13 protein-coding genes are annotated in these 12838 nt (G+C 75.0%); 7 read left to right on the top strand and 6 right to left on the bottom strand.

What is annotated here, in order from left to right:
- Nucleotides 1–103 precede the first annotated feature (103 nt).
- Nucleotides 104–1603, bottom strand: coding sequence for an MFS transporter (locus AQJ30_RS08355; RefSeq protein WP_067230522.1), 1500 nt, complete (start codon nucleotides 1601–1603; stop codon nucleotides 104–106).
- 139 nt (nucleotides 1604–1742) lie between these two features.
- Here AQJ30_RS08355 and AQJ30_RS08360 point away from each other — a divergent pair, with 139 nt between their 5' ends.
- On the top strand, nucleotides 1743–2762 hold the full coding sequence (locus tag AQJ30_RS08360; RefSeq protein WP_067230525.1) for an Lrp/AsnC family transcriptional regulator: 1020 nt from the start codon (nucleotides 1743–1745) through the stop codon (nucleotides 2760–2762).
- A 57-nt stretch (nucleotides 2763–2819) separates the two neighbouring features.
- Here AQJ30_RS08360 and AQJ30_RS08365 read toward each other — a convergent pair whose 3' ends face one another.
- Nucleotides 2820–3683 carry a LysR substrate-binding domain-containing protein gene (locus AQJ30_RS08365; protein ID WP_067230527.1) on the bottom strand — a complete coding sequence of 288 codons (864 nt, stop codon included), beginning with the start codon at nucleotides 3681–3683 and terminating at the stop codon, nucleotides 2820–2822.
- Between the two features lie 172 nt (nucleotides 3684–3855).
- Between AQJ30_RS08365 and AQJ30_RS08370 the strand changes: the two genes are divergently transcribed.
- Nucleotides 3856–4893: a bile acid:sodium symporter family protein gene (locus AQJ30_RS08370; RefSeq protein ID WP_067230529.1), complete on the top strand. Its 1038-nt coding sequence runs from the start codon at nucleotides 3856–3858 to the stop codon at nucleotides 4891–4893.
- A 37-nt stretch (nucleotides 4894–4930) separates the two neighbouring features.
- On the opposite strand, the gene AQJ30_RS08375 is transcribed toward AQJ30_RS08370, so the two are convergent.
- Nucleotides 4931–5848, bottom strand: coding sequence for a quinone oxidoreductase family protein (locus tag AQJ30_RS08375; RefSeq protein ID WP_067230531.1), 918 nt, complete (start codon nucleotides 5846–5848; stop codon nucleotides 4931–4933).
- Between the two features lie 108 nt (nucleotides 5849–5956).
- On the opposite strand from AQJ30_RS08375, the gene AQJ30_RS08380 reads away from it, so the two are divergent.
- Nucleotides 5957–6394, top strand: a complete 438-nt coding sequence (locus AQJ30_RS08380; RefSeq protein ID WP_067230534.1) for a MarR family winged helix-turn-helix transcriptional regulator — start codon at nucleotides 5957–5959, stop codon at nucleotides 6392–6394.
- 19 nt (nucleotides 6395–6413) lie between these two features.
- Nucleotides 6414–6950 (top strand): isochorismatase family protein, encoded by a 537-nt coding sequence (locus tag AQJ30_RS08385; RefSeq protein ID WP_067230535.1) that lies wholly within the window; start codon nucleotides 6414–6416, stop codon nucleotides 6948–6950.
- 83 nt (nucleotides 6951–7033) lie between these two features.
- Here AQJ30_RS08385 and AQJ30_RS08390 read toward each other — a convergent pair whose 3' ends face one another.
- A complete protein-coding gene (locus tag AQJ30_RS08390; protein WP_067230538.1) occupies nucleotides 7034–7753 on the bottom strand; it encodes an SDR family oxidoreductase in 720 nt (239 codons plus the stop codon).
- Nucleotides 7754–7885: 132 nt separating this feature from the next.
- On the opposite strand from AQJ30_RS08390, the gene AQJ30_RS08395 reads away from it, so the two are divergent.
- Entirely contained in the window at nucleotides 7886–8764 is an 879-nt protein-coding gene (locus AQJ30_RS08395) for a LysR family transcriptional regulator (RefSeq protein WP_079083917.1), read from the top strand.
- Here the strand turns inward: AQJ30_RS08395 and fdhD are convergent.
- On the bottom strand, nucleotides 8733–9581 hold the full coding sequence (gene fdhD / locus AQJ30_RS08400; RefSeq protein WP_067230540.1) for a formate dehydrogenase accessory sulfurtransferase FdhD: 849 nt from the start codon (nucleotides 9579–9581) through the stop codon (nucleotides 8733–8735). The genes AQJ30_RS08395 and fdhD overlap by 32 nt on opposite strands.
- Nucleotides 9582–9924: 343 nt before the next feature.
- On the opposite strand from fdhD, the gene AQJ30_RS08405 reads away from it, so the two are divergent.
- The gene (locus AQJ30_RS08405) at nucleotides 9925–10872 is read left to right on the top strand and encodes a beta-ketoacyl-ACP synthase III (protein ID WP_067230543.1); all 948 of its coding nucleotides are present in this window, start codon (nucleotides 9925–9927) and stop codon (nucleotides 10870–10872) included.
- Between the two features lie 68 nt (nucleotides 10873–10940).
- On the opposite strand, the gene AQJ30_RS08410 is transcribed toward AQJ30_RS08405, so the two are convergent.
- Nucleotides 10941–11411 (bottom strand): DUF4231 domain-containing protein, encoded by a 471-nt coding sequence (locus AQJ30_RS08410; protein ID WP_067230546.1) that lies wholly within the window; start codon nucleotides 11409–11411, stop codon nucleotides 10941–10943.
- Between the two features lie 240 nt (nucleotides 11412–11651).
- On the opposite strand from AQJ30_RS08410, the gene AQJ30_RS08415 reads away from it, so the two are divergent.
- Entirely contained in the window at nucleotides 11652–12833 is a 1182-nt protein-coding gene (locus tag AQJ30_RS08415; protein WP_067230548.1) for an ROK family transcriptional regulator, read from the top strand.
- Nucleotides 12834–12838: the final 5 nt, after the last annotated feature.

Raw genomic sequence — 12838 nt, forward strand, 5'->3', positions numbered from 1 at the left:
GTAATCTCCACCGAATCTGCCCGCGCCCCGCACCCCGCTCCGGCACCGGTGCGGACCGGGGCACGACGGGCACCCGTCCCCTCCCGCACCGGCGCCGTACGGCTCACCGGCGCGAGGTGGCCACCCCCTCCTCCAGCGTCCCGGCGCCCGGTTCCGTCACACCGGCCGGGCGGGCCCCCGGGGTCCTGACCAGGGCCAGGACCAGCACCCCGGCCACGACGCCCACGCAGCCCGCCGTCACCAGCGCCGTGTCGAGGCCCGCGGCGAACACCGACCGCAGCGTGTGCTCGGGGACCGAGCCGCGCAGCGCGTCCGCCCCGCCGCCCGCCAGGGCGTGCGCCGCCGCGCCGGGCAGGTCGTCCCGCATCCGCGAGGTCAGCACCGTCCCGAAGACGGCCACCCCGAAGGCGTACCCGAGCTGCCGGAACGTGTTCACCGCGCCGCCCGCCATCCCGGCCCGCTCCTGCGGCACGGCCGCCAGCGCCGCCCCCGCGATCGCCGGGGACACCAGCCCGGTACCGACGCCGACCAGGACCAGCCCCGGCGCCAGCGCCCGCCAGTCGGAGCCCGCGCCGAGGACGGCCTGGCAGAACGACCCGGTGCCGATCAGCAGCAGCCCGCCGCCGATGGTCAGCCGCGCGGGCGCCCCGTGCAGCAGCCGCCCGCCCAGGATCGCCACCACCACCGACGCGCCGGTCAGCGGCAGCAGGGTCAGCCCGCCGCGCACCGGCGTCATCCCGAGCAGCGTCTGCATCCAGATCGACAGGTACGGGATCACCCCGAACGCCACGCCGTTGAAGGCGAGCCCGCCCAGCAGCACGCCCACGAACGCGGGCCGGCGCAGCAGCGACAGGTCCAGCAGGGGGTGCGCGACCCGCCGCTCCACCAGGACGAAGCAGACCAGCGCCAGCGCCGCCCCGGCGAACCAGCCCAGCGTCGCACCGGAGGTCCAGCCGTCCTCACCGGCGCGCACCACGGCGTACGTCGTGCCGCCCGCGCACGCCGCGAACGTCGCCGTGCCCGCCCAGTCCACCCGCACCCCGCGCGGCCCCTTCGACTCCGGCACCAGCCGCAGCGTCAGCCAGACGCCCAGCACGCTCACCGGCAGGTTCACGAAGAAGATCCACCGCCAGCCCGGCCCCGCGGTGAGCAGCCCGCCGAGCACCGGCCCGACGGCCGCCGCCGCGCCGCTGACCGCGCCGAACACCCCGAGCGCCACCGACCGCCGGCGCCCCTGGTACACCGAGCCGAGCAGTGGCAGCGTGGTGGCGAACATCGCCGCCGCGCCCACCCCCTGCACCGCCCGCGCCGCCACCAGCTGGCCCGGCCCCTGGGTCAGCCCGCACAGCAGCGACGCCACCGCGAACAGCACCAGCCCCACCACGTACACCCGCCGCCGGCCCAGGATGTCGGCCGCCGCCCCGGCGCCGAGCAGCACCGCGGCCAGCGTCAGCGCGTACCCGTCGATCACCCACTGCAGATCGCTCAGCGAGGCGTGCAGCGCCCTCGCCATGTCCGGCAGCGCGACGATCGCGATCGTCACGTCCAGCAACAACATGAACGTCCCCACGCACACCGCCACCAGCGGTCCCCAGCCACGCATCGTCCCCACTCCTCGTCCCCTCACGGACCGGTCCGGCCGGCCCCGCGTTCGGTTGTCCGTCCCCGTACGATGGCCGGGGCGTGGCCGAACCCGGCCGCCACCGGTCCGGAAGTGACGGAATCCGACGGGAGGGAGCCCCATGCAGCAGGAATCCTCCACCGCGCCCTCGCAGTACGACGCGCTGGACGTGGCCGTGCTGTCCGCGCTGGAGGTCGACGGCCGGGCCTCGTTCAGCCGGATCGGCGCGGTGCTCGGCGTCTCCGAGCAGACCGTCGCCCGCCGCTACCGCCGCCTGTGCGCCGAGGGCGGTCTGCGGATCGTCGCGGTGCGCGACGCCGAGCTGCTCGGACACGACCAGTGGATGCTGCGGGTGCGCTGCGCGCCCGACAGCGCGCCGGTGATCGCCGACGCCCTCGCCAAGCGGCCCGACACCCACTGGATCGCCCTGGCCTCGGGCGGCACCGAGGTCGTCTGCGGCACCCGCTCGCACCGTGCCGGCGACCGCGACGACCTGCTGCTCGGCAAGCTCCCGCGCACGCCCAGCGTGGTCGAGATCCGCGCCCACCAGCTGCTGCACCGCTTCTTCGGCGGCCCGACGGGCTGGCTGCGCAAGGTCCGCGCCCTCACCGACGACCAGGTCGCGGCCCTGCTGCCCGAGGCGGAGCCCCACCCGGGCCCGGCCCGCATCGACCCCGAGGACGAGCCCCTGGTCGCCGCGCTGGAGGCCGACGGCCGCGCCACCTACCCCGAGCTGCGGCGCGCCACGGGCCGCTCCGAGTCCGCCGTCCGGCGCCGCCTGGCCACCCTGATCGCCTCCGGCGCGCTCTACCTCGACGTGGAGTACGACCCCGGCCACCTCGGCCACCCCTTCGGCTCGGCCCTGTGGATCACGGCCGCGCCCGCCGCCCTGCACACTGTGGGCGAGGCCCTGGCCGACCACGACGAGATCGCCTACTGCACCGCCACGGCGGGCCCCTCCAACCTGATGGCCACCACCGTCACCCGCGACAGCGCCCATCTCTACCGCTACCTCAGCGGGCCCCTGGGCCGGCTGGAGGGCGTCCAGCACGTGGAGGCGACGCCGTTCCTGCACCGGGTCAAGCAACTGACGTACCGTCAGGCACGGCGCCCCGGGACCGCCGCGGCCGCGAAACGCTAGGGGGTGTCACGCCGGCCCCACGCCGTCCGGCACCGCGCGGCGTCCACCGGGCCCGGCTCACCCGCGGCGCAGTCGCTCGCCGCCCGCGAGGATCGCCGCGGCCAGGGCGTGCGCCGGGCCCTGGGCCGCCGTACGGCGGTGGCCGTGGACGAGGACGAAGTCCACCTGGCCCAGCTCGGGCAGCCCGGCCCGGTCGGGGACGCGCACCAGGCCGGGCGGGATCAGCCCGCGTGAGTGGGCCATCACGCCCAGCCCCGCCCGGGCCGCCGCGATCAGCCCGTTGAGGCTGCCGCTGGTGCACACGATCCGCCACGCCCGGCCCTGCCGCTCCAGCGCCTCCAGGGCGCGGGCCCGGGTGATGCCCGGCGGCGGGTAGACGATCAGCGGCACGGGCCGGTCGGGGTCCGGGCGCCAGCGCTCCCCGGCGATCCACACCAGCTGGTCGTGGCGGACCAGCTCCCCGCGCGGGTCCTCGGGGCGCCGCTTGGCGAGCACCAGGTCCAGCTTCCCGGCGGACAGTTGCTCGTGGAGCGTGCCGGACAGCTCCACGGTCAGCTCCAGGTCGACCTCGGGGTGCTCGTACCGGAAGCCCTCCAGGATCTCCGGGAGCCGGGTCAGCACGAAGTCCTCCGAGGCGCCGAAGCGCAGCCGCCCGCGGACGCGCGTGCCGGTGAAGAACGCCGTGGCCTGCTCGTGCACCTCCAGGATGCGACGCGCGAAGCCCAGCATGGCCTCGCCGTCCTCGGTCAGCTCCACGGAGTGGGTGTCGCGGGCGAACAGCGTCCGCCCGGTGGCGTCCTCCAGCCGCCGCACGTGCTGGCTCACCGTCGACTGGCGCAGCCCGAGCCGGCGCGCGGCCCGGGTGAAACTGAGCGTCTGGGCCACCGCGAGGAAGGTCCGCAGCTGAGAGGGGTCGTACATGGGGACACCGTAGACCCGTCCATCGCGACTCGTGATGACAGTCAGTGCGGTATGACGGTTTCCCGATCACGCGGTGACCAAGGACGATGGAGGGGTGCCGAGGGGGACCCGCGACCTGCGGTTCCTCCTGGAGCTGAGGCACGCCCGTCGACGAAAGAGCACGTGGAGCACCGTGAGACGCCTGCGCCGGCCGAGCCGGCTGCCGATCGACCCCTACATCGTGCTGCTGCTCGGCACGGTGGGCCTCGCGGCGCTGTTCCCGGCGCGCGGCGCGGCCGCCGACGTCTTCTCCGGTGCCTCCACGGCCGCGATCGCCCTGCTGTTCTTCCTCTACGGCGCCCGGCTGTCCACCCGCGAGGCCCTGGACGGACTGCGCCACTGGCGGCTGCACGTCACCGTCCTCGCGTGCACGTTCCTGATCTTCCCGGTGCTGGGCCTGGCCGCCCGCGGACTGGTGCCCGTCCTCCTGACCCACCCGCTGTACCAGGGCCTGCTGTTCCTCACGCTCGTGCCGTCGACCGTGCAGTCGTCGATCGCGTTCACCTCGATCGCCCGCGGCAACGTGCCCGCGGCGATCTGCGCGGGCTCGTTCTCCTCCCTGGTCGGCATCGTCGTGACCCCGCTGCTCGCCGCGGTGCTGCTGGGCAGCAGCGGGGGCGGCTTCTCCGCCGACTCGCTGGTGGGGATCGTGCTGCAGCTGCTGGTGCCGTTCCTGGCCGGACAGGTGCTGCGGCGCTGGATCGGCGGCTTCGTCACCCGGCACAAGAAGGTCCTCGGCTACGTCGACCGGGGCTCGATCCTGCTCGTCGTCTACACGGCGTTCAGCGAGGGCGTGGCGCAGGGCATCTGGCACCAGGTGAGCCCCCTCCGGCTGGGCGGACTGCTCGTCGTGGAGGCGGTGCTGCTCGCGGTGATGCTCCTGCTGACCTGGTACGGCGCGAAGGCGCTGCGCTTCGGCCGCGAGGACCGCATCACCATCCAGTTCGCCGGGTCGAAGAAGTCCCTCGCCGCCGGACTGCCCATGGCCGGCGTCCTGTTCGGCGCGCACGCCTCGCTGGCGGTGCTGCCGCTGATGCTGTTCCACCAGATGCAGCTCATGGTCTGCGCGGTCATCACCCGCCGCCGCGCACGGGACCCCCTGCCCGAGCAGGGCCCGGGGGGCTCGTCGGCGGACCCGTCGCCGGTCGACGCGGGTCCGCGCTCACGCTGACCCCGGCGGAACGTCACCCGTCCCGGTGGCCGACCCGTCACGGCACCAGCACCACCTTGCCCCGGTTGGCCCGCGCCTCGATCACCGCGTGCGCCCGCTGCGCCGCCTCCAGCGGGAACGCCCCGTGCACCGACGGCGTCACCGCCTTCTCCGCGAACAGCCGCCACAGGCTGAGCCGCCACTGCTCGTACAGCTCCGGCTGCTCGCGCGCGATCCGCGCCATCTGGAAGCCGATCACGGACTTCGCGCCGACGAGCAGGTCGTACGCCGACACGCTCCCGCCGCCCGAGCTGTACGCCACGAGCCGCCCGCCCGGGGCGAGGGCGGCGACCGCGCGGCCGAGCAGGTCGCCGCCGACCGCGTCCAGCACGCAGTCGACCGGCGCTCCCCAGTCGTCGTCGCCGTACCGGACGACGTCGTCCGCGCCGAGCGAGCGCACGAAGTCCGCCTTCGCCGGGTCCGACACCGCCCCGACCACCCGCGACGCCCCGTGCGCGCGGGCCAGTTGCACGGCGAGGTGTCCGACGCCGCTCGCGGCCGCGGTGACCAGGACCGACCCGCCGGGCTCCGGACGCGCCGCGGTCAGCGCCCCGAGGGCCACCAGCCCGCTGCGCACCAGGGCCACCGCCTCCACCGCCGAGGCCCCCTCGGGCACGGGCGAGGCCATCGCCTCGTCGAGGAGCGCGGCCTCGGCGTACCCGTGCCCGAAGCACAGTCCCGTCACCCGGTCGCCCGCAGCGAACCGGCTCACTCCTGCGCCGACCGCGACGACCTCGCCGGCGATCTCACCGCCCAGCGGGATCGGCTCCGCCGCCTCGGTGACCTTGCGGACCACGGGGAGCGTCACGCCCACGGCGGCGGTCCTGACCAGGAGCTCGCCCGGGCCGGGCGCGGGCACGGGGACGTCCTCCAGGAACAGGGGGCCACCGGCGCAGTCGTACCGGACACGACGCATCGCACCTCCACGGACCGGTCCGCGGCTCTCTCCGCAGATCGTTGGGAGTTCCAACGGTATGCGGTCGGTCGTGGGGAAGTCCAACGACTTTTCGCTAGGCTGGCCACCATGGCCGACGCACCCCTCCCCGCCATCCGCTCCCTGCCCAGCTGGCTGCTCGGCCGGGCCGCCGCCCGCGGGCGCGCCCTGGTCGCCGAGGCGCTCGCCGCCGAGGGCATGAAGATGTGGCACCACGTGGTCCTTTCCGCGGTGCACGACCTGGCCCCCGTCGCCCAGGCGGACCTGGGGCGCGGCGTCGGGCTCGACCCCAAGGACCTGGTCGGCGTGCTGAACGACCTCCAGGCCGCCGGCCTGGTCGTGCGCGCCCCCGATCCGCGCGACCGGCGCAAGAACGCCGTCTCGCCGACGCCCGCGGGCACGCGCCTGCTGCGCCGCTGCGAACGGCTCGCCCGGGACGCCAACGACGAGCTGCTCGCCCCGCTGACCGCCGCCGAACGCGAGCTGTTCACCGCCCTGTTGATCCGGATCTCCGGTACGGACGGCTGACGGGGGATAACGTTCCGTCATGAGCCGACCCGACGCGCCCGACGCCCTCGACCCCGCCCGCACCGCCCTGGTCCTCGTCGACCTGATGGACCGGATCGTCGCGCTGCCCCTGGAGCCCCACAAGGGCACCGACGTGCTCGCCACGGCCGAGACGCTGGCCGACGCGTTCCGTTCGGCCGGCGCCCTCGTCGTGCTGGTCCGGGTCGAGCGCCCCGGCGTCGCCGAACAGCCGCCCGGCAGCGGGCTCGTGGCGGGCCTGTCGCGCCCCGGGGACGTGGAGGTCGTCAAGCGCACCGTCGGCGCCTTCCAGGGCACCGGGCTCGACGACGTGCTGCGCGGACGGGGGGTCACCACCGTGGTGTTCGGCGGGATCGCCACCAACCTCGGAGTGGAGTCCACCGCCCGCGCCGCCGCCGACCTCGGCTACGACCTGCTGTTCGTCGAGGACGCGATGACCGCGCTGACCGGGGCCGAGCACGAGGCGTCGGTACGGCTCGACTTCCCGCGGCTCGGGACGGTGGTCCGGGCGGCAGAGGTGTCGTTCGCGCGGCGCTGACGGGGGCGCCGCCCGGGGGAACGCGCGAGCCTGACAGGGGCGCCGCCCGGGGGAACGGGGACGCCCCCGCACCGCGCGGCCCGTCACACCAGCAGGCCGCCGCCGTCCACCACCACGACCGAGCCGGTGCTGTAGCCGCCCCGCATGAGGTACAGGTACGCCTCGGCGACGTCCGCGGGCTCGCCGACCCGGCCGACGGGCAGGGAGCCGGCGGAGGACCGGAACAGGCCCTCCCGGTCCGCCTCGGCCAGGTCGCGCCACAGGTCGGTGCGGACCACGCCCGGCGACACCACGTTCACCCGCAGCGGCGCCAGCTCCAGCGCGAGGGCGCGGGTGAGCGACTCCATCGCCCCGCACAGGCTCGCCGCGACCGTGGTCCCCGGCAGCGGCCGGCGGGCCGCCGTGCCGGTGGTCAGCACCACCGAGCCGCCCGGCCGGATCGACCCGGCGCCCAGCCGCACGGCCGAGTACGCGCCCCACAGCCGGGTGTCCAGGAACCGCCGGGCCCGGTCCAGGTCCTGCTCGGCGAGGCCCTCCATCAGCAGGGACTCGCCCGCCGTGTAGACGAGGTGGTCGAAGGCGCCGACCTCGGCGAAGAACGCCCGGACCGCCTCCTCGTCCGTGGCGTCCAGGACGTGGCCCCGGGCGCCGTCCGGCAGCCGCTCCAGCGCGTCCGCCACGCTCTCCTGCCGTCGTGAGGCGACGACGACCTCGGCGCCCTCGGCCGCGGCGGCCTCCGCGACGGCCCGTCCGATGCCGGATGTGCCGCCGATCACGACGATCCGCTGTCCACGCAGGCTCATGCCCACTCCCTCCAGGGTTGTTCGCTGACGTCGTCCAGCCTCCTGCCGCCTCCACCGCACCGTCCAAGACCTCTTTCGCCTGCGGCGATACCCTGGAGGTATCGCCGCAGCCGCGGGCCCGGAAGGGGAGCCATGGATCTCGACCTGCGCAAGGTCCGCTACTTCGTCACGGTGGCCGAACTGCTCCACTTCGGGCGCGCGGCCGAACGCCTCCACATCGCGCAGCCCGTGCTGAGCCGGCAGATCCGCGCCCTGGAGAAGGAAGTGGGAGCCGACCTCTTCGTCCGCGACAGCAGGGGCGTGGCGTTGACCGACGCCGGACGGCAACTCCTGGAGGACGGGCGCCGATTGCTCGACGCCGCCGAGGGGGCGCGGCGGCGGGTCCGGCGGGCGGCGCTCGGCCCGCGCCGGCTCGTGGTGGGCTTCCGGGCCGGTGTGGTCGTCACCCCGGTGCTGCGGGACTTCGGGGCCGCGCACCCGGACGTCGAGACCCACGCCCGCCGGGTCGAGTGGGACGACCAGGAGGACCTGCTGCGCGACGGCGGCGTCGACGTCGCCTTCCTGCGCCGGCCCGTGCGCGACGAGGGCCTCACGCTGCTGCCGCTGCACCGTGAGGCGCGGGTGGCGATGCTGCCCGCCGACCACCGCCTCGCCGGCAAGCAGGAGCTGGCCCTGGCCGACCTCGACGGCGAGACCTGGCTGCGCTACCACGACCCGCGCCCCGGTGACGTGCCGATCCGCACCATCGAGGAGAAGTTCGAGCGGGTGGCCGGCGGCGCCGGCATCACCCTGGTGCCGCGCTCGGTGGCCGAGCAGTACGCCCGCCCCGACATCACCTACGTGCCCGTCCCGGACGCCGAGCCCGACGAGGTGCTGCTCGCCTGGGACCCGAGCCGGGCCACGCCGCTGGTCGCCGCGTTCGTGGAGATCGCGACGCGCGCGAGCACCGGCGCGCCGGCCGGGCGTCCGGGGGACCGGGTCAGCCCTGCGCGGCCGCCGTCCGCAGGGTGACGCGCTCCTCGCCCGCGTACACGTTCATCGAGGCGCCGCGCAGGAAGCCCACCAGGGTCAGGCCCGTCTCCGCGGCCAGGTCCACCGCGAGCGAGGACGGCGCCGACACGGCCGCCAGCACCGGGATGCCGGCCATGACCGCCTTCTGGGCCAGCTCGAAGGAGGCCCGGCCCGACACCAGCAGGACCGCCCGGGACAACGGCAGGCCGCCGCTCTGCAGGGCGCGGCCGACGAGCTTGTCGACCGCGTTGTGCCGGCCCACGTCCTCGCGGACGTCGAGCAGCTCCCCCTCCTCGCTGAACAGGGCCGCCGCGTGCAGCCCTCCGGTCCGGTCGAAGACCCGCTGGGCCGCACGCAGCCGGTCCGGGAGGCTCGCGAGCAGCTCGGGCGCGACGCGCACCGGGGGAGTGTCGGCGATGGGCCAGCGGGCGGTCGTGCGCACGGCGTCCAGGCTCGCCTTGCCGCACAGACCGCAGGACGACGTCGTGTACACGTTGCGTTCGAGGGTGATGTCGGGCGGCGTCACGTGCGGGGCGGTCCGTACGTCGACGACGTTGTAGGTGTTGGAGCCGTCGGCGGTCGCCCCCGCGCAGTAGACGATGTTCTGCAGGTCGTCCGCGGTCGCCAGCACCCCCTCGCTGACCAGGAACCCGGCGGCCAGGGCGAAGTCGTCACCGGGCGTGCGCATCGTGATCGCGAGCGGCTTGCCGTTGAGCCGTATCTCCAGTGGCTCCTCGGCGACGAGGGTGTCCGGTCGGGCGGAGACCGCCCCGTCCCGGATGCGGATCACCTTGCGACGTTCCGTGACGCGTCCCATGTCCTGATCAGCCCCGGTTTCTCTCAGTGACCTCGACGGTCCCATTGTCCTGCACCGGGGGCGCCGGGTGGCGGCCGCCCGCGCGGTGGCGCGGACGGCGGTGGTCCCGCCCGGCGTGTCCGTCCCGGGTACCCGCCGCGCGCCCGTCGGACTCCTGCGGGTGTGCGACACCGCGCGCCCGTCGTACTCCTGCGGGTGTGCCACGACTGTTCGGGCGTTTGAGGGTCTGCGGGAAGCCGACAATCCGGGCCACTGTTTCCTGTCGCATCACCTGCCTCTGTACCCGCGAGTCACTCACCAGACTGGTGGATCCGCGACCCACGGCAACGAGGGGGACCACCCGATGAACGGCTCGCGCATCACCGCGGTCGGCCACTACCAGCCCGCCAAGGTGCTGACCAACGAGGACCTGGCGGCCCTGGTCGACACCAGCGACGAGTGGATCAGGAGCCGGGTGGGCATCCGCACCCGCCACATCGCCGGACCCGACGAGCCGGTCGACGAACTCGCCGCGCACGCCGCCGCCAAGGCGCTGGCCGCTGCCGGGACCGCGCCGGAGGACATCGACCTGGTGCTGGTGGCGACCTCGACGGCCGTCGACCGGTCGCCCAACATGGCGGCCCGGGTCGCCGCCCGCCTCGGCATCCCCCGCCCCGCGGCGATGGACGTCAACGTGGTGTGCGCCGGCTTCACCCACGCCCTCGCCACCGCCGACCACACCCTGCGCGCCGGCGCCGCCCGCCGGGCGCTGGTCATCGGCGCGGACAAGATGTCCGAGGTGGCCGACTGGACCGACCGCAGCACCTGTGTCCTGGTGGGCGACGGCGCGGGGGCCGCCGTCGTCGAGGCCTGCCCGCCCGGTACCGGACCCGGCATCGGGCCCGTGCTGTGGGGGTCGGTGCCGGAGATGGGGCACGCCGTGCGCATCGAGGGCCAGCCGGCGCGGTTCGCGCAGGAGGGGCAGAGCGTCTACCGGTGGGCCACCACCCACCTCCCGCCGCTCGCCCGCCAGACCTGTGAGCGGGCCGGCCTGGCGCCCGAGGACCTCGCCGCGGTGGTGCTGCACCAGGCCAACCTGCGCATCATCGAACCGCTCGCGGAGAAGCTCGGCGCCGTCAACGCCGTGGTCGCGCGCGACGTCACCGCGTCCGGCAACACGTCCGCCGCCAGCATCCCCCTGGCCCTGTCCAAGCTGGTGGAGCAGGGCGCGGTCTCGGGCGGCGACCCGGTGCTGCTGTTCGGCTTCGGCGGCAACCTGTCGTACGCCGGGCAGGTCGTACGGTGTCCGTGACGGCGTGAGACGTCCGGGTGGGCCGCCCGGGTGAGCCGTCCTGGCCGGCGCGGCGCCCTCCCGGTCCCTCAGGGTGTGATCGTCGGCTCCTCGCGGGGGCCGGTGCTGACCAGCTGGGCCCAGGCGCTCATCTCGCCCTGCTCGATCCGGGTCACCGCCGCGGCCAGCGCCCGCTCGCGGGTGGCCTCGTCGTCGTAGGGCGCGGCGCCGGTGCGGTACAGCCTGCGCTCCGCCTCCACCGCCTCGCGGGCCTGGCTGAACCGGAGGTAGTCGTCCTGCCAGTGGAAGACCGAGCGGAGGCCGGTCAGGACCACCACGACCCCGCCGAGCAGCGCCGGCACCCGCGCCTCGCCCGGCGCGAGCACGGCGGACACGGGGATCGCGGCGGAGACCAGCAGCTGGAGGATCTCGGTGATCCGGTAGTAGCGGCGGGCCTTCATCGCGGCCCGCCGGTACCAGGCGTAGGAGCGGTTCGCGAGGTCCAGGGCGTAGTCGGGGCCCGGCCCCGTGGCACCCGTCGCCGTCTGCGGTGTCGTCATGAGCTCCCCCCGGTCGCCGCGGCACGCGAGACCTCAGGGTAGGCCAAGTCACCCGCCGACCGGCCGACTTGGCGCACCGGCCGGATCACGTCCCGCCGCCCCGCTCTTTGTCCTGCGAGTGGAAGAAGTCTGCGGCAATCCGTGCACAGCTTCTTCCCAGCTGTGGCAGCCGCTGCTACGTTCCCTTCGAAAGCCCGACAGCGGTGGCCGGATCCAGGCGGGGAGGGGCACGTGAGACGCATGACGGCACGACCGGCGAACGCGCACCAGGCCCGCCTGCTGAAGCTGTTGCGGGACGGCGGCCCCAACTCCCGTGCTCAGCTCGGCGACCAGGTCGACCTCTCGCGGTCCAAGCTGGCCGTGGAGGTGGACCGCCTGCTGGAGACGGGCCTGGTCGTGGCCGACGGACTCGCCGCCTCGCGCGGCGGCCGCCGCTCCCACAACGTCCGCCTCAACCCGCAACTCCGCTTCCTCGGCGTCGACATCGGCGCGACCTCGGTCGACGTCGCCGTCACCAACGCCGAGCTGGAGATCCTCGGTCACCTCAACCAGCCCCTGGACGTGCGCGAGGGACCGGTCGCGGTCTTCGAGCAGGTCCTGTCCATGGCCGCCAAGCTGCGGGCGACCGGGCTGGCCGAAGGGTTCGACGGCGCCGGCATCGGCGTGCCCGGACCCGTCCGCTTCCCCGAGGGCGTCCCCGTCGCCCCGCCGATCATGCCCGGCTGGGACGGCTTCCCCGTGCGGGAGGCGCTCAGCCAGGAGCTCGGCTGCCCGGTCATGGTCGACAACGACGTGAACCTCATGGCGATGGGGGAGCAGCACGCCGGGGTCGCCCGGAGCGTCGCCGACTTCCTGTGCGTCAAGATCGGCACCGGTATCGGCTGCGGGATCGTCGTGGGCGGCCACGTCTACCGCGGCACCACCGGCAGCGCGGGCGACATCGGGCACATCCAGGCCGTCCCCGACGGGCGTCCGTGCGCCTGCGGCAACCGGGGCTGCCTGGAAGCCCACTTCAGCGGCGCGGCCCTGGCCCGCGACGCGGTGGAGGCGGCCCAGCAGGGCCTGTCGCCGGAGCTCGCGGTACGGCTGGAGGCGCACGGCGCGCTCACCGCCGTCGACGTCGCCGCCGCGGCCGCCGCGGGCGACGCCACCTGCCTCGACCTGATCCGCGAGGGCGGCACCCGCACGGGCCAGGTCATCGCCGCGCTCGTCTCCTTCTTCAACCCCGGCCTGGTGGTGATCGGCGGCGGGGTGACCGGCCTCGGCCACACCCTGCTCGCCGCGATCCGCACCCAGGTCTACCGCCAGTCGCTGCCGCTGGCGACCGGCAACCTGCCCATCGTCCTCGGGGAGTTGGGTCCCACCGCCGGTGTGATCGGCGCGGCCCGGCTGATCAGCGACCACCTGTTCTCACCCGCGTGACCCGC

The sequence above is a fragment of the Streptomyces longwoodensis genome (assembly GCF_001514125.1).
Taxonomy (GTDB): domain Bacteria; phylum Actinomycetota; class Actinomycetes; order Streptomycetales; family Streptomycetaceae; genus Streptomyces; species Streptomyces longwoodensis.

What these genes read in the sequence shown, in the direction of transcription:
- AQJ30_RS08355 (WP_067230522.1), bottom strand. Translation starts at nt 1,603, where the DNA reads ATGCGTGGCTGGGGACCGCTGGTGGCGGTGTGCGTGGGGACGTTCATG.
- AQJ30_RS08360 (WP_067230525.1), top strand. Translation starts at nt 1,743, where the DNA reads ATGCAGCAGGAATCCTCCACCGCGCCCTCGCAGTACGACGCGCTGGAC.
- AQJ30_RS08365 (WP_067230527.1), bottom strand. Translation starts at nt 3,683, where the DNA reads ATGTACGACCCCTCTCAGCTGCGGACCTTCCTCGCGGTGGCCCAGACG.
- AQJ30_RS08375 (WP_067230531.1), bottom strand. Translation starts at nt 5,848, where the DNA reads ATGCGTCGTGTCCGGTACGACTGCGCCGGTGGCCCCCTGTTCCTGGAG.
- AQJ30_RS08380 (WP_067230534.1), top strand. Translation starts at nt 5,957, where the DNA reads ATGGCCGACGCACCCCTCCCCGCCATCCGCTCCCTGCCCAGCTGGCTG.
- AQJ30_RS08385 (WP_067230535.1), top strand. Translation starts at nt 6,414, where the DNA reads ATGAGCCGACCCGACGCGCCCGACGCCCTCGACCCCGCCCGCACCGCC.
- AQJ30_RS08390 (WP_067230538.1), bottom strand. Translation starts at nt 7,753, where the DNA reads ATGAGCCTGCGTGGACAGCGGATCGTCGTGATCGGCGGCACATCCGGC.
- AQJ30_RS08395 (WP_079083917.1), top strand. Translation starts at nt 7,886, where the DNA reads ATGGATCTCGACCTGCGCAAGGTCCGCTACTTCGTCACGGTGGCCGAA.
- fdhD (WP_067230540.1), bottom strand. Translation starts at nt 9,581, where the DNA reads ATGGGACGCGTCACGGAACGTCGCAAGGTGATCCGCATCCGGGACGGG.
- AQJ30_RS08405 (WP_067230543.1), top strand. Translation starts at nt 9,925, where the DNA reads ATGAACGGCTCGCGCATCACCGCGGTCGGCCACTACCAGCCCGCCAAG.
- AQJ30_RS08410 (WP_067230546.1), bottom strand. Translation starts at nt 11,411, where the DNA reads ATGACGACACCGCAGACGGCGACGGGTGCCACGGGGCCGGGCCCCGAC.
- AQJ30_RS08415 (WP_067230548.1), top strand. Translation starts at nt 11,652, where the DNA reads ATGACGGCACGACCGGCGAACGCGCACCAGGCCCGCCTGCTGAAGCTG.